Annotated in this window: 18 protein-coding genes; 11 read left to right on the top strand and 7 right to left on the bottom strand. The window is 34.3% G+C overall.

Annotation, left to right across the window (positions count from 1 at the left end; all coding sequences use genetic code 11):
• Nucleotides 1-2 precede the first annotated feature (2 nt).
• Genes J2Y38_RS16700 through J2Y38_RS16690 form a run of 3 tightly spaced genes read right to left on the bottom strand, consistent with a single transcriptional unit; the run spans nt 3 to nt 3,480 of the window.
• A complete protein-coding gene (locus J2Y38_RS16700) occupies nt 3-1,139 on the bottom strand; it encodes a CaiB/BaiF CoA-transferase family protein (RefSeq protein ID WP_309844695.1) in 1,137 nt (378 codons plus the stop codon).
• A 53-nt stretch (nt 1,140-1,192) separates the two neighbouring features.
• The gene (locus tag J2Y38_RS16695; RefSeq protein ID WP_309844692.1) at nt 1,193-2,335 is read right to left on the bottom strand and encodes a CaiB/BaiF CoA-transferase family protein; all 1,143 of its coding nucleotides are present in this window, start codon (nt 2,333-2,335) and stop codon (nt 1,193-1,195) included.
• Nucleotides 2,332-3,480, bottom strand: a complete 1,149-nt coding sequence (locus J2Y38_RS16690; protein ID WP_309844690.1) for an ABC transporter substrate-binding protein — start codon at nt 3,478-3,480, stop codon at nt 2,332-2,334. Before J2Y38_RS16690 ends, J2Y38_RS16695 begins: the two co-directional genes overlap by 4 nt.
• A gap of 323 nt (nt 3,481-3,803) precedes the next feature.
• Here J2Y38_RS16690 and J2Y38_RS16685 point away from each other — a divergent pair, with 323 nt between their 5' ends.
• The 5 genes from J2Y38_RS16685 to J2Y38_RS16665 all read left to right on the top strand — a co-directional run bounded on the left by J2Y38_RS16685 (nt 3,804) and on the right by J2Y38_RS16665 (nt 8,560).
• Nucleotides 3,804-4,568, top strand: a complete 765-nt coding sequence (locus J2Y38_RS16685) for an SDR family oxidoreductase (protein WP_309844687.1) — start codon at nt 3,804-3,806, stop codon at nt 4,566-4,568.
• Between the two features lie 101 nt (nt 4,569-4,669).
• The gene (locus J2Y38_RS16680) at nt 4,670-5,524 is read left to right on the top strand and encodes a fumarylacetoacetate hydrolase family protein (protein WP_309844684.1); all 855 of its coding nucleotides are present in this window, start codon (nt 4,670-4,672) and stop codon (nt 5,522-5,524) included.
• A 215-nt stretch (nt 5,525-5,739) separates the two neighbouring features.
• A complete protein-coding gene (locus tag J2Y38_RS16675; protein WP_309844682.1) occupies nt 5,740-6,753 on the top strand; it encodes a zinc-binding alcohol dehydrogenase family protein in 1,014 nt (337 codons plus the stop codon).
• A 166-nt stretch (nt 6,754-6,919) separates the two neighbouring features.
• On the top strand, nt 6,920-7,717 hold the full coding sequence (locus tag J2Y38_RS16670) for an SDR family oxidoreductase (RefSeq protein WP_309844680.1): 798 nt from the start codon (nt 6,920-6,922) through the stop codon (nt 7,715-7,717).
• A gap of 6 nt (nt 7,718-7,723) precedes the next feature.
• Complete coding sequence (locus J2Y38_RS16665; RefSeq protein ID WP_309844679.1) at nt 7,724-8,560, top strand: amidohydrolase family protein; 837 nt, start codon at nt 7,724-7,726, stop codon at nt 8,558-8,560.
• A gap of 375 nt (nt 8,561-8,935) precedes the next feature.
• Here the strand turns inward: J2Y38_RS16665 and pelA are convergent, their stop codons facing one another.
• Both pelA and J2Y38_RS16655 read right to left on the bottom strand, forming a co-directional pair.
• Nucleotides 8,936-10,126, bottom strand: coding sequence for a pectate lyase (pelA, locus tag J2Y38_RS16660; protein WP_309844677.1), 1,191 nt, complete (start codon nt 10,124-10,126; stop codon nt 8,936-8,938).
• Nucleotides 10,127-10,139: 13 nt separating this feature from the next.
• Entirely contained in the window at nt 10,140-11,819 is a 1,680-nt protein-coding gene (locus tag J2Y38_RS16655) for a glycoside hydrolase family 28 protein (protein ID WP_309844673.1), read from the bottom strand.
• 422 nt (nt 11,820-12,241) lie between these two features.
• Here J2Y38_RS16655 and J2Y38_RS16650 point away from each other — a divergent pair, with 422 nt between their 5' ends.
• The 5 genes from J2Y38_RS16650 (at nt 12,242) to J2Y38_RS16630 (ending at nt 20,457) form a co-directional block, all read left to right on the top strand.
• Nucleotides 12,242-14,746, top strand: coding sequence for an L-rhamnose mutarotase (locus J2Y38_RS16650; RefSeq protein ID WP_309844671.1), 2,505 nt, complete (start codon nt 12,242-12,244; stop codon nt 14,744-14,746).
• A gap of 113 nt (nt 14,747-14,859) precedes the next feature.
• The gene (locus J2Y38_RS16645) at nt 14,860-15,924 is read left to right on the top strand and encodes a Gfo/Idh/MocA family oxidoreductase (RefSeq protein ID WP_309844669.1); all 1,065 of its coding nucleotides are present in this window, start codon (nt 14,860-14,862) and stop codon (nt 15,922-15,924) included.
• On the top strand, nt 15,921-17,501 hold the full coding sequence (locus J2Y38_RS16640; RefSeq protein ID WP_309844665.1) for a sodium:solute symporter: 1,581 nt from the start codon (nt 15,921-15,923) through the stop codon (nt 17,499-17,501). The genes J2Y38_RS16645 and J2Y38_RS16640 overlap by 4 nt, the downstream gene beginning before the upstream one ends.
• Before the next feature lie 214 nt (nt 17,502-17,715).
• Entirely contained in the window at nt 17,716-20,016 is a 2,301-nt protein-coding gene (locus J2Y38_RS16635; protein ID WP_309844663.1) for a hypothetical protein, read from the top strand.
• 171 nt (nt 20,017-20,187) lie between these two features.
• Nucleotides 20,188-20,457 (top strand): hypothetical protein, encoded by a 270-nt coding sequence (locus J2Y38_RS16630; RefSeq protein ID WP_309844662.1) that lies wholly within the window; start codon nt 20,188-20,190, stop codon nt 20,455-20,457.
• A gap of 56 nt (nt 20,458-20,513) precedes the next feature.
• Here the strand turns inward: J2Y38_RS16630 and J2Y38_RS16625 are convergent, their stop codons facing one another.
• A complete protein-coding gene (locus J2Y38_RS16625) occupies nt 20,514-20,726 on the bottom strand; it encodes a helix-turn-helix transcriptional regulator (RefSeq protein ID WP_309844659.1) in 213 nt (70 codons plus the stop codon).
• A gap of 163 nt (nt 20,727-20,889) precedes the next feature.
• On the opposite strand from J2Y38_RS16625, the gene J2Y38_RS16620 reads away from it, so the two are divergent.
• Nucleotides 20,890-21,093 carry a SymE family type I addiction module toxin gene (locus J2Y38_RS16620; RefSeq protein ID WP_309844657.1) on the top strand — a complete coding sequence of 68 codons (204 nt, stop codon included), beginning with the start codon at nt 20,890-20,892 and terminating at the stop codon, nt 21,091-21,093.
• A 99-nt stretch (nt 21,094-21,192) separates the two neighbouring features.
• Here J2Y38_RS16620 and J2Y38_RS16615 read toward each other — a convergent pair whose 3' ends face one another.
• Nucleotides 21,193-22,407, bottom strand: coding sequence for an MFS transporter (locus tag J2Y38_RS16615; protein WP_309844655.1), 1,215 nt, complete (start codon nt 22,405-22,407; stop codon nt 21,193-21,195).
• Nucleotides 22,408-22,433: the final 26 nt, after the last annotated feature.

Genomic DNA, 22,433 nt, shown 5'->3' with positions numbered 1-22,433 from the left:
ACTTATGCTATAAATTCTTTTATAATTAGCTCGTTATCTTGTCCTAATTTTGGAGAACCTTTATCAGATGTAAAATATTCACCGTCAATTTTTATAGGGCATCTTGTAGTTTTATACGAATAGCCGTCAAGCATTTCAACTTGCTGCGTAAATTCTAAAACTTTAAAACCATCTTCTTTGAAAAGCTGTTCGTAGTTTAAAACTCCTGCACACCAAATATCAGCCGGTTCTAAAATATCCAGCCAAAACTGCGTTTCCTGCGTCAATAGGTGAGAAGCCAGAATATTTTTTATTTCGTCTCTAAGCGTAAATTTATTTTCCGGAAATTGTAATAATTCATCACATTTTAGCAGTGAAGCCAAAACCGGAATCGATCCCATTGCCAAAGCCATATAACCGTTTTTAGTTTGGTAAATTCCGTATGGCGCGCCTAAATAAGCGTGCGCATTATTAGTTTTAGTTCTAACAGGTAATTCACCGCCATCATTAAAGAAAGTCGTAATGGTTTCAAACTGAAAATCAAATGCTGATTCCAACATACTTACCTGAACCGTTCCGCCTATATTTTGTGTTGCTTTTCGATATAAAGCCGCTAAAATTCCTTGTGCTAAATGCGCACCCGCAAGCATATCTACAATCGACAATCCCATTGGTACGGGACCATCTTCCTGATTACCGCTCAGCCAAGTCAGAGCAGTTAATGATTGTAATAATAAATCCTGTCCCGGTAAATTTTTAAGTTCAGGATGATTTCCAAAACCTGAAATCGAAGCATAAACCACCGTTGGATTAATCGCTTTTACATCATCATAACTTAAACCAATCCGTTCCATAACGCCCGGTCTGAAATTATGCATAACAACATCGGCTTTAGCCAATAATTTTTTTAATTTTTGAAGTGCTGACGGCTGTTTAAAATCAATGGCAAACGATTCTTTATTTCTGTTTATGGTATGAAAAACAGACGATTCGCCGTTCATGATTAAGTCAGAAGTATATAAGGTTCTGCAAATATCGCCAGTTCCCGGTTTTTCAATTTTTATAACACGTGCGCCCAAATCGGCCAAACGAAGACTTGCCGACGGACCCGAAAGAAACTGACTAAAATCTACTATTAAATAATCTTCTAAAGGTTTCATTTTTTTGTTTATTCGTTGAATCGTTTATTTGTTTAATCGTTATTGAATACGATTCAGCGAATAAATTCTTCTTGTATTGCTAAATTATCTTCGCCCACTTTAGGCGCTGCTTTTGTACTGCTTAAAATTTTACCGTCAAGCTGAATCGGACTTCGGGTTGTAACTAAAGTTTCTCCACCTGAGTTTTTTACGGTTTGTTTTAAGTTTAATTCATTGACAAAAGGCTGCTTATCCAACGTTTCATAATTGAGAACTTTTCCAGCCCAAATACCTTGTTTTTGAAGTAATTCTAACCAATAATCTGCTTTTTGTTCGGCTAATTTATTGGCTAAAAGGATTCTGATTTCATCTCTTTTTTCAAACCAAAGATGTTTATCAGCATATTGATTTAAATCGACTCCAAGCGTATTTCCTATGAAAAGTAAATCACCCATTGCCAGCGAAATATAATCGTCTTGTGTTTTGTAAACTCCGTAAGGAGCACTTAAAAAAGCGTGTGCACTTCCTTTAATATCGCCTCGTTCCGGTTGTTGTCCGCCATCGTTTAAGAAAGAAGTAATCGCTTCAAACTGAACATCTAAAATAGATTCCAGTAAACTTACTTCAACCAAAACCCCTTTTCGGGTTTTAGCTCTTTTTAATAATGCGGCTAAAATTCCCTGTACAAAATGATTCCCACACATTAAATCGGCGACAGCCAAACCAAAAGGAACAGGTCCCTGGCTTTTTCGTCCGCTAAGCCAGCTTAAACCCGAAAGTGACTGCAAAAGCAAATCCTGTCCCGGTTTTTTTGCCCAAGGGCCTTTATCACCGTAACCTGTTATAGTTCCATATATTATCTTTGGATTTATAGTAAGCGTGGTAGTATAATCCAATCCGATTTTTTCCATTACACCCGGTCTGAAATTATGTGTCATAATATCAGCCTTTTCGATTAGTTTTTTGATTAAAACTAGATCGTCAGGATTTTTTAAATCGGCTGCAAAAGATTCTTTATTTCTGTTAATCGTATGAAATAAAAGACTGCTGTCGTCAACAAAAAGATCTTTAATACTTAATTGTCGACACGCTTCACCTTTTACAGGACGCTCGATTTTGATAACTCTCGCGCCTAAATCGGCTAATTTTAATCCGGCAGAAGGACCCGCCAAAAACTGGCAGAACTCTAATACAATTAATCCTTCTAATGGTTTCATGAATTTTGCAGTTTTAAGGATTTAGCATAAAGCGCATTTAATGCATCTAAAACCAGTTCTTCGTCACCGCCATTCATTAAATAATCACGAACAACGTCGCCGGCATGATCCTGAAAATACATGTGTCCGGAATATCTTGGTCGTAAAAAAGCTCTTTCTAAAGCGGGTAAAGTATTTTTAAAATAATTGTTGGTTATAGAATTGATTCGGTCTTTTTTCCAGGCTTGTAAATGTCCCGGCTGACCTCCATTATCGGCAAAAATATTCTGCTGAACTTGAGACGAACCCGTAAATTCAGCATAACGAATTGCTTCGGGAATGTGTTTGCTGAAAGAAGAAACAGCTAATCCTGTTCCGCCCAGAGAACTAATCATAGGCGCATTATTCAGCTTAACCAAATCATAAAAATGAAGCAGATTTTTGCTGTATCCAGCTCTTGAATAATTTGAATATCCATAAGCAAAAGGGCAGTAGGCAATTTCATCTGAATTTACCATTGCTTCATAAACCTGAATTGGATTTCGGTTAAAATTCTTCGGATCGATTAATTGAGCCAGTTCACGAAACATTTGTAAAGCTTTTTTTCCTGTTTCCACAGAAATAACTTTTTCTTCAGACTGAAACGGAGCTTCGCTTAAACTGCAGCAAAACATATAAAAACTCATTAAAACATCAACCGGGATTCCGGCAAAAGCGACTAATCCTTTTTTGGCTAAAGCCAATAAATCGTCGTATGTGTGAGGTACTTCAAGTCCCTTTTTTTCTAAAATATTTAAACGTGCCGCAGCAACCGGAGTCGCAGCGTCAATTGGCAAAGCCCATAATTTATTGCTAAAAACATAACTTCCGTATGATTTCCCTACGGTATTTATTTCCTGATCTTTAATATAATTGGCAGGTAAATAATCAGAGAGTGGGAGGATAGCATTTGTATGTGCTCCAAAACCTGTCCACGGATGATCGATAACCAACAAATCAAATCGTTTTGCTAAATCTTCGATAGAAGCATCTGCAAATTCTTGTAAACTTCTTTTCTCCCAGGTAATTTCGATATCCGGATTTAACTCGGTAAAGCGTTGTGCCGTTGCAACCATTGGTAATAAACCTCTTGTATGATTCCACGTTATGCCTTTTAATATTGCCATTTTTCTTGAATTATATATTTGGAAAATAATAAATGTAAAAAATACAATTACAAAATTAGGAATTAGATTGAATTGAGCAAGAAAATGTAACTTTTTACATTGATTTTTTTATCAAAAGTTTTAAACAAGGCATATTTTTTTACAAAGCAAATAAAAATTGTTATAATTTATTAAAGAATGATCATTTTATTATATTAGTAGAAAAATAAAATGCAAAATTATATTTAATCGATTACATTTGTAATTGTGTATTTTACATTTATTAAATTAGCCACATTATTGGTCCCATTAATTAAGATTCTTAAATATTAAATTATATTAAAATGTTTTCATTACAAAGTAAAAAAGCAGTCATAACAGGAGGCGGAAGCGGAATAGGGAGAGCAATTGCGGTCTTGTTTGCCAAACAGGGAGCAGAAGTTCATATTATTGATTTATCTATTGAAAGTGCACAAGATGCCGTTGACGAAATTAAAAATGCTGGCGGAAATGTGTTTTCGTATGCGTGTAATGTTACCAGTCAGGCTGATGTTAAAGCGACTTTTGAGAAAATAGGAAACATTAATATTTTAATCAATAATGCCGGAATCGCTAATGTTGGTAAAGTTGATACAACTTCTGAAGCTGATTTTGACCGTGTAATGGATGTAAACGTAAAAGGAGTTTACAACTGTTTGTTTGCCGCGATTCCACAATTTAGACTTTCAGGTGGTGGTGTAATTTTGAACATGGCGTCAATTGCGGCGTGGGTTGGAATCTCAGACCGATTTGCATATTCAACTGCAAAAGGAGCTGTTATGGCAATGACTTTATCTGTAGCGAGAGATTATTTAAGTGAAAATATCAGATGTAATTCTATTTCTCCGGCAAGGGTTCACACACCTTTTGTAGACGGATTTATCTCTAAAAATTACGCCGGAAAAGAAGAAGAAATGTTCGAAAAATTGTCTAAATCACAGCCGATAGGCCGTATGGGAAAACCAGACGAAATCGCAGCTTTGGCTTTATACTTATGCAGCGAAGAAGCCGGATTCATCACCGGATGCGATTACCCAATCGACGGAGGATTTATTAAATTAAACAATTAGATACTGAGATTCTAAGATGTTAAGACTCAAAGAAAAAACTCAGTATCTTAGAATCTCAGCATCTTAGCAACTTTTAAAAATAACCTAAAAATAAGAATACAATGAAATTAATACGTTTTGGAGAAATCGGAAAAGAAAAACCAGGAGTTTTAATTAATGAAAAAAGATATGATGTTTCTTCTATCGTTTCAGACTTTAACGAAAGCTTTTTTGAAGATAATGGTTTAGAAAAATTACAAAAAGCATTAGAAAATAATCCTTCTTTACCGGAAGTTGATGCTAGCGTACGTTTGGGATCTCCGGTTGCGAGACCTTCAAAAATAATCTGTATTGGATTAAATTATGTGGATCACTGTAAAGAAACAGGTGCTCCAATTCCAACAGAACCTATCATCTTTTTTAAATCAACGACTTCTTTATGCGGTCCGGATGATGATGTAATTATTCCGAAAAACAGCGTAAAAACCGACTGGGAAGTGGAGTTAGCATTTGTTGTAGGCAAAAAAGCAAGTTATGTTGAAGAAGCTGAAGCTTTAGATTACGTTGCTGGTTATGCTTTATTGAATGATTACAGCGAAAGAGAATTTCAAATCGAGCGCGGCGGACAATGGGCAAAAGGAAAAGGCTGTGATACATTTGCGCCTCTTGGACCATTTTTGGCTACGAAAGATGAAGTAAAAGATGTTGATAATTTGTCGATGTGGCTGAGTGTAAACGGTAAAAAATATCAAGACAGCAACACGCTGAATTTGGTTTTCAAAATTCCTTATTTACTACATTATTTAAGTCAGTTTATGACTTTGCTTCCGGGCGATATCATTAGTACAGGAACGCCTCCGGGAGTTGGTTTGGGTATTAAACCGGATCCAATTTACTTAAAAGCAGGTGATGTTGTAGAACTTGGAATTGAAGGTTTAGGTACAAGCAAGCAGACTGCAGTTGCATATAAAAAGTAATTATTAACTCGTTGAGTATAATAATTTAAACACATAGAAACATAGATATTCGATACTCAAAAAAAGGCGTTTCACTTGCAATAACAAACATGGCTATGTGTAAATGATATATCATTTATTTTCGTCTTCTTATTAAAAAAGGAAAAACCTATGTTTCTATGTGTTAAATAAAATTTCACGAATTGTGTTCTACGAGTATTTAAAAAAAATCAAAGATGAAATTTATTGTATGCGAAAAACCGCAGGAGTTTAAATTAAAAGAAAAAGAAATTCCCGAACCAAAAGACGGTGAAGTTCTCTTGAAAATAAAAAGAATCGGAATCTGCGGGACTGATATTCACGCTTTTGGCGGAACGCAGCCGTATTTTGAATATCCTAGAATTTTAGGCCATGAATTGGCGGCAGAATATGTAAAGGGAAATGCAGCAGGTTTTAAACCGGGTGATAAAGTAACTTTTATTCCGTATTTCAACTGCGGAAAATGTGTTGCATGCCGAAATGGATTGACAAACTGCTGTGTAAATATCAAAGTTTTTGGAGTTCATATTGATGGCGGAATGGCCGAATATGTAACGATTCCAGAACAGTATTTACTTCACGGTCAGGGATTAGATTATGATGAACTGGCTTTGGTTGAACCATTGGCAATTGCAGCGCACGGAGTACGAAGAGCGGCTGTTAAGTCAACTGATACAGTTTTGGTAATGGGAGCTGGGCCAATTGGAATTGGATTAATTCAGTTTGCTAAAATTGCCGGAGCAAAAGTTATCGTAATGGATATCAACGATTACCGATTAAACTTCTGTAAAACCGAATTAAATGCTGATGAAACTATTAATCCGTTAAACGATGATATAGCGGCAAAACTGGCTGAATTGACGAACGGTGATATGGCTAATGTAGTGATCGATGCAACCGGAAATCAGAAAGTGATGAACAGTGCTTTCAATTATATTTCGCATGGCGGAAGATTTGTTTTAGTCGGTCTTCAAAAAGGAGAATTGAGTTTCAGTCATCCTGATTTTCATAAAAGAGAATCTACTTTAATGAGCAGTAGAAATGCGACTATTGAAGATTTTGAATATGTAATGAAATGTTTGAAAGAAGGTAAAATTGATCCTAAAAAATACATTACGCACAGAACGAGTTTCTCAGAAATGATTACTGATTTCGGGCAATTAATTGATCCGAAAAATAATGTGATTAAGGCCTTGATTGAAATTGATTAAAAAAAATTACGGCAAAGTTTGTCATCCTGACGGAGGAAGGATAGCATTCGTTGATCGACAAAGATTGACGATTTAGATTGCAGAGTTTCTAGTGTGATCCTTCCTTCGTCAGGATGACAAAACTGAGAAAAATATAGCTATTGCTAACCTTTAAATAACCACAAAAATGGATTTAAATTTAAAAAATAAGATTGTTGTCGTTTCCGGTTCGGCTGGAAAGGAAGGCAGTATTGGAGAAACAATCATTAACCGAATTGCAGATGAAGGAGCGATTCCGGTTTTGGTTGACAGAAATGCAAGAGGTTTCGCTTACGCGGAAGCTTTCCAAAAAAGAGAAATAGATTCTTTATTTGTGCAGACTGATGTTACTGATCCTATTGAAATCGAAAATGCTGTAAAAACAATCGTAGCAAAATACGGAAGAATCGATGCTGTTATCAACAATGTTGGTGTAAACGACGGTGCAGGTTTAGAGGCGAGTTACGAGGAATTTATGGATTCTTTAAAACTGAATGTAGTAAGTTATTTTTTGCTGGTTAAATATGCGCTTCCATACTTAAAAGAAACGAAAGGAAATATTTTAAATATTGGTTCAAAAGTAGCTTTAACAGGGCAGGGTGGAACTTCTGGTTACGCTGCTGCAAAAGGCGGTGTTTTAGGACTTACCAGAGAGTGGGCGGTAGATTTAATTCAGTACGGAATCCGTTCTAATGCCATTATTATTGCTGAAAGTTATACTCCTGCGTACGAAGACTGGATTAAAACATTGGCAGATGGAGAAACCGTTTTAAAGAAAATCAATAAAAGCATTCCGTTTGAAGGCAGAATGACCAAAACAGAAGAAATTGCAGATACGGCTCTTTTTATTATTTCTGATCGTTCATCACACACAACAGGACAATTTGTTTTTGTTGATGGTGGTTACGTGCATTTAGATCGTGCTTTAATCAACGATGTAAACTAATTCAGAATGAATAACCGAATTGATTCTCATCAGCATTTTTGGAAATTTGATCCCGTTAGAGACAGCTGGATTGATGAAAGTATGTCGAAAATTCAAAGAGATTTCTTTCCGGAAGATTTATTGCCTCTGCTTAACGAAAATAAATTTTCAGGTTGTGTAGCAGTTCAGGCAAGTCAGTCTGAAGACGAAACCAATTTCCTTGTGGATCTGGCTTCAGAAAATGATTTTATAAAAGGAATCGTAGGTTGGGTTGATCTTCGTGCAGATAATATATCAGAACGTTTGCGTCATTTTTCTTCGAATAAAACAATTAAAGGATTCCGACACGTTGTACAAGGTGAAGCCGATGATTTTATGTTTAGAGAAGATTTCCGAAACGGAATTTTGGCTTTAAAAGAGTTTAATTTTACGTATGATATTCTGATTTTTCATCGTCAATTACCGGCTGCAGTAAGTTTGGTAAAAGATTTCCCAGATCAAAAGTTTGTGATCGATCATATTGCGAAACCTGATATTAAATCACGAAGGATTGATTCATGGAAAAAAGGCATCGAAGAAATCGCAAAATACGACAATGTATGGTGTAAAGTCTCCGGAATGGTAACAGAAGCCGACTGGAATAACTGGAAACCAGAAGATTTAAAATCGTATTTGGATGTGATTTTTGAAAATTTCGCAATAGATAAAATACTATATGGCTCAGATTGGCCGGTTCTAAACGTAGCTTCAGATTATAATGAAGTCGTAAAAACTCTAGAAGATTATATTTCGAAGTTTTCTGTTGAAGATCAAAATAAGATTTGGTTTGAAAATGCTGTTTCGTTTTATAATCTGGGTCTATGATTAAAAATACACGCAATCTTGTCATTCCGAGGAACGAGGAATCTTCGCAAGAAGCTCTACAACGTGTATCGCCAATCTTTATAGAGTTTCTTGCGAAGATTCCTCGTTCCTCGGAATGACAAAACTATGTGATTTTCTTTTCAAACGGTATAAACATGGCCCGTGGTTTCAACCACGGGGACGTAATATTGTCACGCCTTGTATTGTGTTCCCGTGGTTGAAACCACGGGCTATATTTGAAGATAGGGTAGAATTATTAGATTAATCTTGTAGCATGTCATTGCTAGGAACGAAGCAATCACATTTGCTATATCAAGCTTTGTCGAATATTTTAGTGAGATTGCTTCGTTCCTCGCAATGACAAAGCGTTGTGTTTTATTGTTTCAAAACATCATTTCCAGAATCCCATTTTTTCTGCCAGGCTGGATATTTCTTCAAAACCTTTTCCGGTTTATCTGTATACCACGCATAACCGCTTCTGCGCTCTCGGCTTACTTCTGCCAAAGAATACAAAAACTGACTGTCTCTATCGCAGAATAAAGGTTTATGAGTTCCTAATTCATAATATCTTGTCCAGATTGGCGGTGCAGTAGAATCGGTTACGATGTGCACATCGTTGGTGATTTTTTTATATTTAGATTCCATTTCAGGCGCTTTAAAACTTTCAACTCTGGTATTGTATATTTTAGAATCCTGAAACCATTTTACAGCACTTTGTACCGAAGCAATTATCTTATCATTCGGATTATCGATTGCCATTAAAAACAGCACGACATCAACACTTTCGGCATTGCAGATACTTGGCGGTTCGAACTTTCTTGCCCATGCTGGTAACAGCGTAATTTCATCATGCTGCTGACACCAGGCCGTTAGTTTTCCATCGTCTTTAATCTGCATTTTTAAAATACAGTCAATTCCTTTTTCGTACGAAGCCGTTACTTTTTTTCGAGTTTTAGCATCGATAAATTCAAAATCAGGATCGTTGTTTACGATTTTTTTCAAAAGATTTATAATACCCATATAAGCTCCGTCATTAAAGGTAATATGTCGGCTGTAACCTTTTTCTAAAGGAAAATATTGAGGCCATCCACCGTTATTGTATTGCGCTTCCAAAATAAAATCAATTCCTTTTAATGCACCGTCTTTGTATTTTTTCTCTTTAGTCAAAGTATAAACCTGAGCCAGATAATTGACGTGCGTATAAGTCGTTTCATTATCAAAAGTAGTATGCAGAATCGGTTTGGTTTTAATAACCGTATCGATTTGCTTTGGAGTCAGAATCGCTTTCATATCGTAATTCTTTGGCCATCCGCCATTATTACGCTGAAAAAGCAAAATATTATCAGCAATTTTAGCGTAATCCGTTTCAGCATATTGTGGCTGATTTAGAACTGGATTTACAATATTGGTCGCATCTTTAATGTGATACCAATGATTGGTTCCATCTGTAAAAGGTTTTGTGCTGATTTCTGATTTTTCTTCTTTGTTAGTTTGTGCATTCGAATGTAGAAACGAAAAAGCGCACAGACTTAAAACAACTGCTTTTGAACTATTGATAAAATTCATTTTGAAATTGGGATTAAAATTTTACAGCCCCTTTTGGAACATCATTTCCAAGTGTCGTTGTTTTAGAAAAATCTAGATTTTTAGAAGAAACCAATTCGATATTAGCGTTTCCTTCACCATTGATATTTACAGCTTTGGCAGAAGTAGAATTGAACTCAACATCTTTTAAAGACATATTTTTTGCATTGTAAATTTCGAATATTGTACTGTCTTTAATATCCAGTTTTGCATTGCTAATTTTAATTCCGTTGGCATCAATAATCGAAAATCCTTTTTCTGCCGTAACTGTTAAGTTTGAGATTTCGATATTTTCTAAATTCATTTCAGGAAGACCTTGTAAAAATACCGCTTGCTGCGCACCTTTAATCGTAATGTTTTTGATTGAAATGTTTTTAAACTGAGGAGTTTCTTCGTTTACCGGAATCGCTTTTGTACTCACAGTATTTCCGCCTTCAGCTAAAGTTTCGGCGATTGATTTTCCTCCGTAATACAAATCAAAAGAAATTGCCTGAGATGGAATATCAGTCATAAAAATATCTGAGATATAAATGTTCTCCACAATACCGCCGCGTCCGCGGGTACTTTTAAAACGCAAACCAACATCAGTTCCCATAAAAGTACAGTTGGAAACATGGAGATTTTTTACACCGCCAGACATTTCACTTCCAACCGTTACACCGCCGTGTCCGTGATATACAATGTTGTTTCTTACGATAATATTTTCGCACGGAATTCCTCTTTCACGTCCATCTTTATCTTTACCGGATTTAATGCAAATAGCGTCGTCTCCAACATCAAAACTTGAATTTTCGATCAAAACATTTTTGCAGGATTCCACATCAAGTCCATCGCCATTTTGAGAATACCAAGGATTGCGAACGGTTACATTACGTACAATTAAATCTTCAACCATTAAAGGATGAATATTCCAAGCTGGAGAATTTTGAAAAACAGGTCCATCAAACAAAACTCTTTTACTGTTTTGAATACTTACTAAAACCGGACGAAGAAAATCGTGAATAGCTTCAAAATCTTCTTTAGTTTTTAAGTCAGGACGAACATTTTGATCAGCACCTTTAGACCCTTTTAAATATTGTTCAGAAGGATACCAACTGTCTTTCTTTTCATTTAAAACGCCGCCCGAAGCCACAAATTTCTTCCATTGTTCATCGGTCAGTTTACTCTTTTTAACTTGTCGCCAGGCTTCGCCAGAACCATCCCAAACACCATTTCCGGTAAACGCTACGTTTTCTAAGTTTTTACCATAAATAGGAGATATACAGCGCCATGTATTTAAACCTTCAAAACTGGTTTCGATTATTGGATATAAAGTTTTATCTGTAGAAAATTTGATTAAAGCTCCTTTTTGAGCATGTAATTCAATATTGCTTTTTAGGATAATTGGCCCTGTAAGCCAGATTCCCGGAGGAATTATAACTTTTCCGCCGCCTTTTTTAGAAACAGCTTCTATAGCATCGGCGAAAGCCTTAGTGTTTAAAACATAACCACCATTAACGGCGCCAAAATCTTTTATATCAACGCTTCTTGCAGGAATTTTTGGCTCGTTAATTTTTACCATTTTAAATTCAATGTTTTTGTAAACATTTAGTTTTTGAGCAAAACCTGTAGTAGATAAACTCGTTACCAAAATGGTTATAAAGGTGTAAACAAGGTTAATTTGGTTAGTTTTCATTCTTATTGTATTGTGGTTATTATTTTCTTCGGAATGCTAAGTCAGTCTTTTATGTGTTAATTTTTTATTCAATGAATAAAAATACTGTTTTATAAATTATAATTTATAAATGTAATCGATTACACAAATCTATTAAAAAAATATTATGAAACGACAATTTTGATAAGTTTATCACAGATTTTTTGAGAATTTAACTTTTTTCGTATGCGAAACGAAAGAATATTTAAAAGTCAATTTTTCATATTTAATCTATAAAACTGAATGTTCATAAAGATTACAGGAGGGTACAGGATGCGTAGTTGTTTATGTTCGATTAAATTGTGCCGTATATTTAATTTAATTGTTAAAAATAATCAGAATGTAAAATATTTAGTATTTTAAATTTAGTTTCTGATAAGTTTAATGATGAAAAAAAGAAAATAATGCGTTTAATTCCTTTCAACAAATTACTGGTCGTTTTTTTAATGGTATTCACTCTGTTTTCAGCAAATGCAGCTGAAATTTGGGTTTCACCATCAGGAAAAGATTCGAATCTCGGAACAAAATCAAATCCGCTGGCAACGGTTCAAATGGCAATGCGAAAAGCCAGAGAATTTCGTCGTTTAAAAGATCCATCAATAAAAGACGGAATCCGAATCATTGTAATGAACGGAACATATTATTTGAACGAACCTTTATTTGTCCGTCCTGAAGATTCTGGAACTGCAGAAAGTCCAACAACAATTGAAGCCGATATAAATGCAAAACCAATTATAAGCGGTGGAATTGAAATAAAAAACTGGAAAAAAGTTGACGTTTTAAATGGTAAAAAAGGAACGTTTTGGGTCGCCGATGCGCCTCAAAAAGCGGGTTCATTAATCAATTACAGACAACTGTGGGTAAACGGAAAAAAAGCTGTTAGAGCCAAAAATACCACAGGAAATGCAATGGACAGGATTTTGTCTTGGGATCATGAATCGCAAACCTGTTGGATTCCGTTTAAAGATAAGTCGGTTAAGTTTGAGCCGGGAATGGAAATGTTCATTGTACAATGGTGGTCGATTGCAAATCTTCGAATTAAAAATATCGAAGTGCAAAAAGACAGCGCCAGACTTTCGTTTGAAGAACCAGAAAGCCGTATTCAAAGCGAACATCCGTGGCCTGCTCCGTGGATTTCTAAAAATAACGGAAATTCGGCTTATTTCTTAAACAATGCTTTTTCGCTTTTAAACGAGCCCGGAGAATGGTATTTGGACAAGAAAAATGCTAAAATCTATTATATCCCGCGTCAGGGTGAAGATATAAATTCGGTTACAGTTACAGCTCCGGTTTTAGAAAATCTGGTTGAAGTAAAAGGAACTATCGATTCACCTGTGAGCCATTTTAGATTTAAAGGAATTTCATTTCAATACAGCAACTGGCTCCGTCCATCAGAACAAGGTCATGTGCCGTTGCAGTCTGGTTTGTATTTGTTAGACGCTTATAAATTAAAAGTTCCAGGAACTCCAAATCAGGCGAATTTAGAAAATCAGGCTTGGGTGGGAAGACCACGCTCTGCGGTTGAAGTAAATTATGCCAATAATATTCAGTTTGAATCGTGCCGTTTTGAACATTTGGCTTCGACCGGTTTAGATTTAAATAAAGGAACAAATCACAATACTGTAAAAGGAAATTTATTTAAAGATATTGGCGGAAGTGCTATAAACGTTGGAATTTTCTCTGAAGAAGCTTTTGAAGCGCATTTGCCTTTAATTATAAAAGATGAAAGAGAAATGTGTTCTGATGAAGTGATTTCGGATAATTTAATCACTAACGTAACCAATGAAGATTGGGGAACTTTAGGAATCAGCGCTGGTTTTGTTCGAAATATTACGATTGAACACAACGAAATTTCGGATGTATCGTATTCTGGAATGGCAATGGGCTGGGGTTGGACGCATACGCCAAACGTGATGCAGAATAATAAAATTCTGGGTAATAAAATCCATCATTATGCCAAACATTTACATGATGTTGCAGGAATTTATACGCTTTCGGCTCAACCTGGCAGTCGAATTGAAGAAAATTATATTGATAAGGTTTATAACAGTCCGTATGCACACGATCCGTTTTTGTGGCTGTATTTATATACCGATGAAGGAAGTGAAGGTTTTACGATTAAAAACAACTGGATTGCCGAAAAGAAAATCCTAAAAAACCATAACGGTCCAAAAGGAAACATTTGGGAACATAACGATCAGTATGTAAGTGCTAAAATTAAAGATGCAGCGGGAATCAGAGCGCCTTACAAAGATTTAGAAAAAGAAGTTGTAATCGATGAAAAATGGGGATTGCAGGAAATGCCAAAACCGTACGCGATCGAATTGATAGGTTCTGATTTTGATATCGAAAAAATCAAATCGACTTTAGTTGGTTTTAGAATTGTAGGTCAGGAATTGTACCAATGGAAAAATCATTTGGTGATTTACGGAAAAATGAATCAGCCCGAAAGAACAAAACGTAAACTGGCGGGCGCTTTTCCTTTTTTAGAAATTAAAATCTATGAAGATCTGGTTTACGATTTTCAAAACTTCGAAAGATGTAAAGATTCAAAACCAGCATCGGATTGGGAAAATATTGTTTTAACAGCGAATCTTCCTGCTGATGAAAAACTACAAAATGAATATGTGGAGTATCATAAAACCCAATTCGAAAAATGGCCAGAAGTAGCAAAAGGTTTCTGCAATGCTGATTTTCAGCAGTTACAAGTTTTCAAAAAAGACCGACAATTGATCTTGGTAATCAGTATTCCGAAAGGTGAAAACTTGGATAAACTAAATCCAAAAACAACAGAAAATAATCCGCGTGTAGACGATTGGAATGCCTTAATGAAAAAATACCAATCCGGAATTGAAGGCACAAAACCAGACGAAACATGGATATTTCTTAACAAAGTAGAAACGAAATAATATTTTGCCACAGATTAAAAGGATTTCCACAGATTAAAAAAAATCATTTTAATCCTTTTAATCTGTGGCAAAAAAAAAAATCTAAAATCAACAATCTAAAATAACCACAACCCATGTTAAAAATAGCCATTCTAGGACTTGGAGAAGGACGAAGCACAATGTCGGCTGCTATAGAAAGTTCAAAATTAGAACTCGTTAAAATATGCGACCGAAACGAAGAATTGTGTAAACAGCGAGCAAAAGAATTCGATTTTCATTCGTACACAACAAATTATGGCGATTTGTTAAACGATGCTTCAATTGATATTATCGCAATTTATACACCCGATCATTTGCATGCACAACATGTAAAACAAGCTTTATTAAGTGGAAAACATGTCGTTTGCACAAAACCGTTTATCGATGATCTTTCTGATGCAAAAGAATTGCTAGAATTAAGCAAATCGACTGGAAAGAAAGTTTTTATTGGTCAAAGTTCACGTTTCTTCGAACCAGCCAAAAGACAAAGAGCCGATTACGAAGCGGGTTTAATTGGAGATTTAATTACGATTGAAGCGCAATATCACGCTGATCACAGATGGTTTTTAAAGAAAGAATGGTCGCTTTTGCAATCATTTAAATGGTTGTACGGAGGTTTAAGCCATCCTGTAGATTTTATCAGATGGTATTTGCCGAATATTCAGGAAGTAATGGGTTACGGAATGATCAGCAGTAACGGACAAAGTGCAGGATTAAAGAATGAAGATACGATGCATTTTATCTTCAAAGCAACCGATGGAAGAATTGCCCGTGTAAGCGGTGTCTATACTTCGCCAACTCAGCCTGCGCAACGTGACAGCGGAATGAGTACGATTTTAAGAGCAACAGAAGGAGCAAGTCAAGCCGATTATCATGAATTACGTTATGCCATTACCGACAAAACGGGCGAAGAAAAAGTAATTACTTGGGGCGATAGCACGATAAAATATTATTTCCGTTTTGAAGGACAAAGTCATCATGGCGGGGAATATCAGAATTATTTAGAATATTTTGTTGACAGCATCGAGCAAGGTTTTGAAGCCTATCCAAACATGGAAGAAGGAATTGGAACAGTGGCTTTATTACAAGCAATGGATAAATCTTTGCAAACTGGAATGCCGGTTAAAATTGCCGATATTCTTAACGAATATGGGCTATGAACAGTATCTACGATAAATTAACCACGCTCGATTTTGTAATTGTTGCAGGCTATTTGGTGGCTTTATTGGTCATTGGATATGTGGTAAGTATGAAACAGAGAAAGAAAAACGAAACGCTTTTTCTGGCTGGAAATTCACTAAACTGGTACAGCATTGGGTTTAATATGTGGGGAACCAACGTTGGGCCTTCGTCATTATTGGCTTTTGCGAGTATTGGTTACGCTACGGGAATTGTAGCGGGAAATTTCGAATGGTATGCTTTTGTGTTTTTAATGCTTTTGGCAATGGTTTTTGCACCAAGATATATTGCGAGTAAAGTAAGCACAATGCCCGAATATATGGGAAAACGCTACGGCGACAGTACGCAGAATATTTTGGCTTGGTACGCTTTGGTAAAAATATTAGTAAGCTGGCTGTCTTTAGGATTATTCAGTGGAGGCGTTTTAGTACGTCAGATTTTGGGAATCCCGATGTGGCAGAGCGTTACCGTTTTAGTGATTTTCTCTGGAATTTTTACGTTTGCAGGAGGATTAAAAGCAATTGCCAAAGTGAATGTTTTTCAGATGATTCTGCTGATTGTAGTTTCGCTGACACTTTCTTATTTAGGTTTACAAAAACTAGGCGGAATTGATGTTTTAATTGCTAAAACACCTTCTAACTTTTGGAATTTAGTTCGTCCTTCAGATGATGCGCATTATCCTTGGCCAGCTATTTTGTTAGGATATCCTGTTGCTGCAGTTGCTTTTTTCTGTACAGATCAATCGATGGTGCAGAGTGTTTTAGGAGCTAAAAATCTAGAACAGGGGCAATTGGGCGTAAACTTTATTGGATGGTTAAAAGTTATGGCTTTGCCGTTGTTTATTCTTCCCGGAATTTTGTGTTATGCGTTATATCCAGAATTAGGAAGCAATTCGGATCTAGCTTATATGACAATGGTTACGAACCTTTTCCCAAGCGGAATGAACGGTTTGGTAATCTGCGTGATGATTGCGGTTTTGGTGGGAACAATTGGTTCTTCGTTAAACGCTTTAAGTACCGTTTTTACGAATGATATTTATGTAAAGAAAATTAACCCGACGGCGACGATTCAGGATCAAATTAAAATTGGTCGTTTAACAATTGCTGCCGGATGTGTGTTTGCGATTCTGATTGCCGTTGCGATTGACAATATCAAAGGACAGAATTTATTCAACATATTTCAGGCGGTTTTAGGTTTCTTGGCGCCTTCGTTATCTGTTGTTTTCCTTTTGAGTGTTTTCTGGAAACGCACTACTAAAAAAGCGGTAAATGCAACACTTTCTTGGGGTTCTGCTTTTAGTTTGTTTGTTGGGGTTTTGTATTTATGGATTTTCCCTGCAGATAAATATCCTGCCTGGCCTCACTTTTTATTGATTTCGTTTTACATTTTTGCTGTGCTTTTAATTACCGCAGTTATTATTTCTTTAACCGATAAAAATCCTGAAGTTAATGTTTCAGATGAAAGGGACATTCCTAAAACTAGTAAAAAGGTAAAGCTTTTGTTTGGTTTGTTGGGATTGGCGATTTTGGTTTTGTATTTGGTTTTTAATGGGAATTGAATATTTTAAATCTTACATAATTTATTTTAACGCTTTCTTTAAAAGGAAAGCGTTTTTGCAATATATAAAAAAGAGACTGTTAAAAATGTATGTAAATTTTTATGAATTTAAACAAATAGATATTAGGTTTGCGAGACTAGTAATCCAATAAGGGTTTATAATTTTTATATTTAGCCTGTAGAAAATTGTTTAAAGTAATTAACATTGTCAAATTATGAACATTTACAAAGAAATAATTGAACTTAGAGATATTGATAATGCTGTAGATAGAGGTTATAAATTTGAACAAATTATAAGAGAAATTCAACCTTGGGATAGAAAGCCTCCTGTTGTAGCATCTGTACCTTCGGAACAATTGGATGGAATATTTGTCTGGAAGAACCAAGCTTATTTAATTGAATCTAAAGCAAAAGTAGATCAAATTACTCCAGGCTCTCATGATTGGGAAGATTTTGAACTGAAAATACGTAGAAGAAAAAATGCTGTTGTTGGCTTATTTTGCTCGTTATATAATGTAAGTGAAAATGTATATGAACGAGCAAAAGAATTAAATAGAGAAGGTCATTATGTTATTGTACTGGCAGGAGATTTTTGGGATGAAATTAATAATAAACAATTAGCTATTGAAGATTTACTAGATTATATGAATTTATTTGGAAGAGTAAAATTTCTTTCTAAACCTCCAAGTATTGAGAGTATAAAAAATTGGTTCTACGATCAAGAAAGTACAGAAAAGAAAATTCTTGATATCTCAAAAAAAAGCTCGGCTACTTTCTTAAGAAGACACAAGTCTCCTTTTCACGAAAGTCTTTACATCAGGAGAGATATTGATAATTTGATAGAATCATATTCTAAAGATTTGAAGCCTTCCAGTTTAAAAAAGGCTAAAGAACAGCCAAAACAAATTTGTCTTCTAAGAGATTATTCGGGGTCAGGTAAAACCACTTTGTCTTTAGAGTTAATAAATAATTCATTGACATTCTTCGGAACAGGTCTTACAGCTAACGAAAGTGATATTGATGAAAAAATTTCACTTTTTTTTTCTTCATTAGGTCAAAAATCTGGACTTTATGAATTAGAGTCTTTAAATAAACCTATAGTATTTGTAATTGATTCGTTAGATGAAGCGAATTATGATCTACAAAGAAAGAAAAAAGAGGTGTTATCAATATTAAAATTCATAGATGAATTAAACATAATTGCTGAATCTACTGATTTTATTTGTTTTCCAGTACTCTTTGTATTTACAATTAGAGAAGATTACTGGAGAGATTGGGAATCAATTTTTGAAGGTAGAAGAAGAATTGATGTAAATAAACGAATATCTACTTTCTCATCAAGCGAACTTCCTAAAGTAGTTGAGAAATATTCAAAAAGTTATAATTATAATATAACTAATGAGCTATCTTCTGAAACAAATAAAGTACTTTCTTCCCCAATTAATTTATTGATTTTCTCAGAAACCTATAAGTTTCAAGGTGATATCGTTGTAAATGAAATTTGGGAAGGGAATGTTATTGATACATATTTTACTCGAAAAAAAGAAGATATTCATAAACGGTATATTCCGGGGTTAACTTCAAATGTCTTATATCAATTAATTTCACTATTAAGCTTTCATGTTGTAAAAGGGAAAAAAAACTCTATTCTTCAAAATGAAGTTGATTTAATTTTACGAGAAAATTTTTCAATGCTTATTCCTTATAGTGACGAAATTATTAATGCTTTAATTTCGGAATTAATAATAGTGAGAGATCCTGAAAATCTCAGTTATTTACGATTTAGGCATTCTAGATTTATTGAGTTTCTTTTAGCTTATTACATTGTTATCACTATTCAAAAAGACAATAATCTTTCGAAACTTGATTATTATGCTCAAGTTTCTTTTGAATCTGGTATAGTTTTAATGTTCCGTATTCATGATGATATTCGATATATAGGTAAAACAAAATTTCCAAATTTAATATCAAAAATTGAAGATTATTATTCTCAATCAAATTTTTTTATGACAAAAAAAATGTTAAGATTGAGATCTGAAATTGCAGTTAATTCTAAAACTGACAAAGAAGACATTGCATTGATATTGAAGAATATTAATAGTAATGATTCTGAACTCATTACAAGTGCATATTTCATTATAGTTGCAAAATCTAACAATCAGTCACAGTTGACGGTATTAAACTTGTTTTTAGCAGCATTTAAGAACAGTACAAATTACAATGAACGCTACAAATTAATTGCTAAATTGGATAATCACAATTTATTAGTTAATGAGAAAGTTTTAGATTGTATTTTTCTATCGGAAATTCCAAAAGAATGGGAGGTATATTTAGGATTAATTATAGAAAAGAATATTTGTGATGATTTTAGAGAATTATGGAAACAATCAGAAGGTGAAATTAAATTAAAGAAAATAATTTCTAAAATAGAAGTGGAAGATTGGAGACAGGTTAATAAATTAATAATTGGAATTATGGATAATTTAGATTTTATAAAGGGAGAATTTGAATCTTAGTGTTTTTACAATGGAAAAGGTGTTATAAATATTACTAGTTGAATCAATGCTTTTTAAGCTATTTTTTTAAAAAAAACTAATACTAAATGGCAATAATTTAACTTGTTACGGAAAACCATACTCTCTTGAAATTTTGTCAATGTAAATTGCCAAAATTTTAATTTTAAATATATGGGAACAACAGTTGCAAAAGTATTAATATCTTATGATGTTAGTGCTAAAAATCCAGAAGTAAAAGCTGCATTACAAGCTTTGAATTATTATGATAATTTTACAATAGGAACATCTCCTAAAGTTTATTATTTACCCAACACAACGTTATGGCATAAATCAAAATCATCAGATCAAGCTATGGCAGATATGAAAAAAGTCTGTAGTGATTTAAGAGTTACTCTTGAAAAAGCTGTTGCCGTTAAAGCAGATGAATTTGTTGGATTGTAATTTAAGCCACTCTTCGGAGTGGTTTTTTATTATGACAAATTGTGGTTTATAGAATGTTATTTATTTGTAGTAGAAACCAACAACTCCCGAATATCAACCTTCAAATATTTAGCAACCTCATAAAGCGTTTCAATAGAAGGCTGATATTCATTTGTACACCAACGCGAAACAGTTGCAACTGTTTTACCTAAATGATTGGCTAATTCCTTACTACTTCTGTTGTTTTCAACTAAAACAACTTTTATTCTATTTAGCTTAAGTTTCGACACAATGATGATTTATTGCTATATTATGCAAATATGATGCATTTTAAATATAATAAAAAATATAATAATACTACTCAAAAGCATCATAAAATTATAATTTAACAATATAAAATTATTATTTGTAGTATAATTTTTACTATTTTTGTTTCGTAAAAAGAGAAGTATAATGAAACAATCAGCGAAAAGACGATTAAAAATACAGCCAAAATATATTGCAAGATCGTATCATCGATACGTTATATTTCCAGAAATTCGTCTTTGCGGAAAATGGCTTCAGAAAATCGGTTTTAATTACGGGAATTTCGTAACGATTGAACATCAGCAAAATAAAATCATTATTACAACCAATAATGAAATTGAAACGAAATAAAAAACACATAGATTTCAATCCAGAAAACTATGTGTTTTATTATGAAATGAAATGCCTTTTTAAGACAATCAAAAATCTATGTTTCTATGTGTTTAAAAATTATTCCTTAATTTTCTTTTTCTTCTCCAAATTAGGCAAGAACCCAGTAATAATACCAATCAAAGGCAGAAACGCACAAATCTTAAAGACATATTCAATACTAGTAGCATCGGCAATTTTTCCTAGAATTGCAGAACCTAAACCGCCCATTCCGAAAGCAAATCCAAAGAAAAGACCCGCAACAAGTCCGACTTTTCCGGGCATTAATTCGGTTGCGTAAACTAGAATCGCTGAGAATGCCGAAGATAGAATTAATCCGATAATTACAGATAAAGTTCCAACCCAAAACAAAGAAACGTAAGGCAGCATCAAAGTAAATGGAGCAACACCCAGAATAGAGACCCAGATTACGTATTTTCTGCCGTATCTATCACCAATTGGTCCTCCAATTAAAGTTCCTGCTGCAACAGCGCCAGAAAACAAGAATAAATATACTTGTGATTGCTGAATCGTAATATGAAATTTATCTATCAAGAAGAAAGTATAATAACTTGTAATACTGCTCATATAGAAATACTTAGAGAAGATAAGAACCAATAAAATAATCAAGGAAGCAATTACTCGGTTTTTAGACAAATGATGCGTCTCGATTTGGTGAGAAGCTTTATTGGCATTTCTTTCAGATAAATGTGCCGTATACCAAATCGCAATTTTATATAAAGCAAAAACACCAACTAATGCAATAATACAAAACCAAGCGATATAAGATTGTCCGTGCGGAATAACAATAAACGCTGCTAACAAAGGCCCTATAGCACTTCCTGCATTTCCTCCTAATTGAAAAATAGACTGTGCCAAACCTCTTTTTCCGCCCGAAGCCAAGTGCGCTACACGTGAAGATTCAGGATGAAAAATTGAAGATCCAATTCCGATTAAACTTACTGATAATAATAAGTAAACAAAGCTTGAGGAAATCGAAACCAGAAAAAGTCCAACCATTGTAAAACACATTCCAACAATCAGTGAATAAGGTTTAGAGTTTTTATCAGTATACATTCCCACAAACGGCTGTAAAATCGAAGCCACCATTTGATAGGTTAAAGTAATAATACCAATTTGGGTAAAACTAAGATTAAAATTTTCTTTAATTAATGGATAAACCGAAGGGATAACAGCCTGTAAAAGATCATTAATTAAATGAGAAAAACTGATAATGAATAAGATCGAATAGGTGGTTTTTTTAACTATGTCAGGATTTGCTTTAATAGTGTCCATGAGATATTTTTTGATTTTTAAATTAG

This window comes from Flavobacterium sp. 2755 (genome assembly GCF_031455715.1).
GTDB lineage: Bacteria > Bacteroidota > Bacteroidia > Flavobacteriales > Flavobacteriaceae > Flavobacterium.
The sequence above is the reverse complement of the archived record's forward strand: the minus strand, read 5'-3'. Positions and strand labels throughout refer to the sequence as shown.

Bases quoted from the DNA above. Each gene is read 5' to 3' on its own strand.
- J2Y38_RS16635 (WP_309844663.1), top strand. From the start codon at position 17,716: ATGAACATTTACAAAGAAATAATTGAACTTAGAGATATTGATAATGCT.
- J2Y38_RS16700 (WP_309844695.1), bottom strand. From the start codon at position 1,139: ATGAAACCTTTAGAAGATTATTTAATAGTAGATTTTAGTCAGTTTCTT.
- J2Y38_RS16670 (WP_309844680.1), top strand. From the start codon at position 6,920: ATGGATTTAAATTTAAAAAATAAGATTGTTGTCGTTTCCGGTTCGGCT.
- J2Y38_RS16680 (WP_309844684.1), top strand. From the start codon at position 4,670: ATGAAATTAATACGTTTTGGAGAAATCGGAAAAGAAAAACCAGGAGTT.
- J2Y38_RS16615 (WP_309844655.1), bottom strand. From the start codon at position 22,407: ATGGACACTATTAAAGCAAATCCTGACATAGTTAAAAAAACCACCTAT.
- J2Y38_RS16620 (WP_309844657.1), top strand. From the start codon at position 20,890: ATGAAACAATCAGCGAAAAGACGATTAAAAATACAGCCAAAATATATT.
- J2Y38_RS16665 (WP_309844679.1), top strand. From the start codon at position 7,724: ATGAATAACCGAATTGATTCTCATCAGCATTTTTGGAAATTTGATCCC.
- J2Y38_RS16645 (WP_309844669.1), top strand. From the start codon at position 14,860: ATGTTAAAAATAGCCATTCTAGGACTTGGAGAAGGACGAAGCACAATG.
- J2Y38_RS16695 (WP_309844692.1), bottom strand. From the start codon at position 2,335: ATGAAACCATTAGAAGGATTAATTGTATTAGAGTTCTGCCAGTTTTTG.
- J2Y38_RS16640 (WP_309844665.1), top strand. From the start codon at position 15,921: ATGAACAGTATCTACGATAAATTAACCACGCTCGATTTTGTAATTGTT.
- J2Y38_RS16630 (WP_309844662.1), top strand. From the start codon at position 20,188: ATGGGAACAACAGTTGCAAAAGTATTAATATCTTATGATGTTAGTGCT.
- J2Y38_RS16650 (WP_309844671.1), top strand. From the start codon at position 12,242: ATGCGTTTAATTCCTTTCAACAAATTACTGGTCGTTTTTTTAATGGTA.
- pelA (WP_309844677.1), bottom strand. From the start codon at position 10,126: ATGAATTTTATCAATAGTTCAAAAGCAGTTGTTTTAAGTCTGTGCGCT.
- J2Y38_RS16685 (WP_309844687.1), top strand. From the start codon at position 3,804: ATGTTTTCATTACAAAGTAAAAAAGCAGTCATAACAGGAGGCGGAAGC.
- J2Y38_RS16655 (WP_309844673.1), bottom strand. From the start codon at position 11,819: ATGAAAACTAACCAAATTAACCTTGTTTACACCTTTATAACCATTTTG.
- J2Y38_RS16675 (WP_309844682.1), top strand. From the start codon at position 5,740: ATGAAATTTATTGTATGCGAAAAACCGCAGGAGTTTAAATTAAAAGAA.
- J2Y38_RS16690 (WP_309844690.1), bottom strand. From the start codon at position 3,480: ATGGCAATATTAAAAGGCATAACGTGGAATCATACAAGAGGTTTATTA.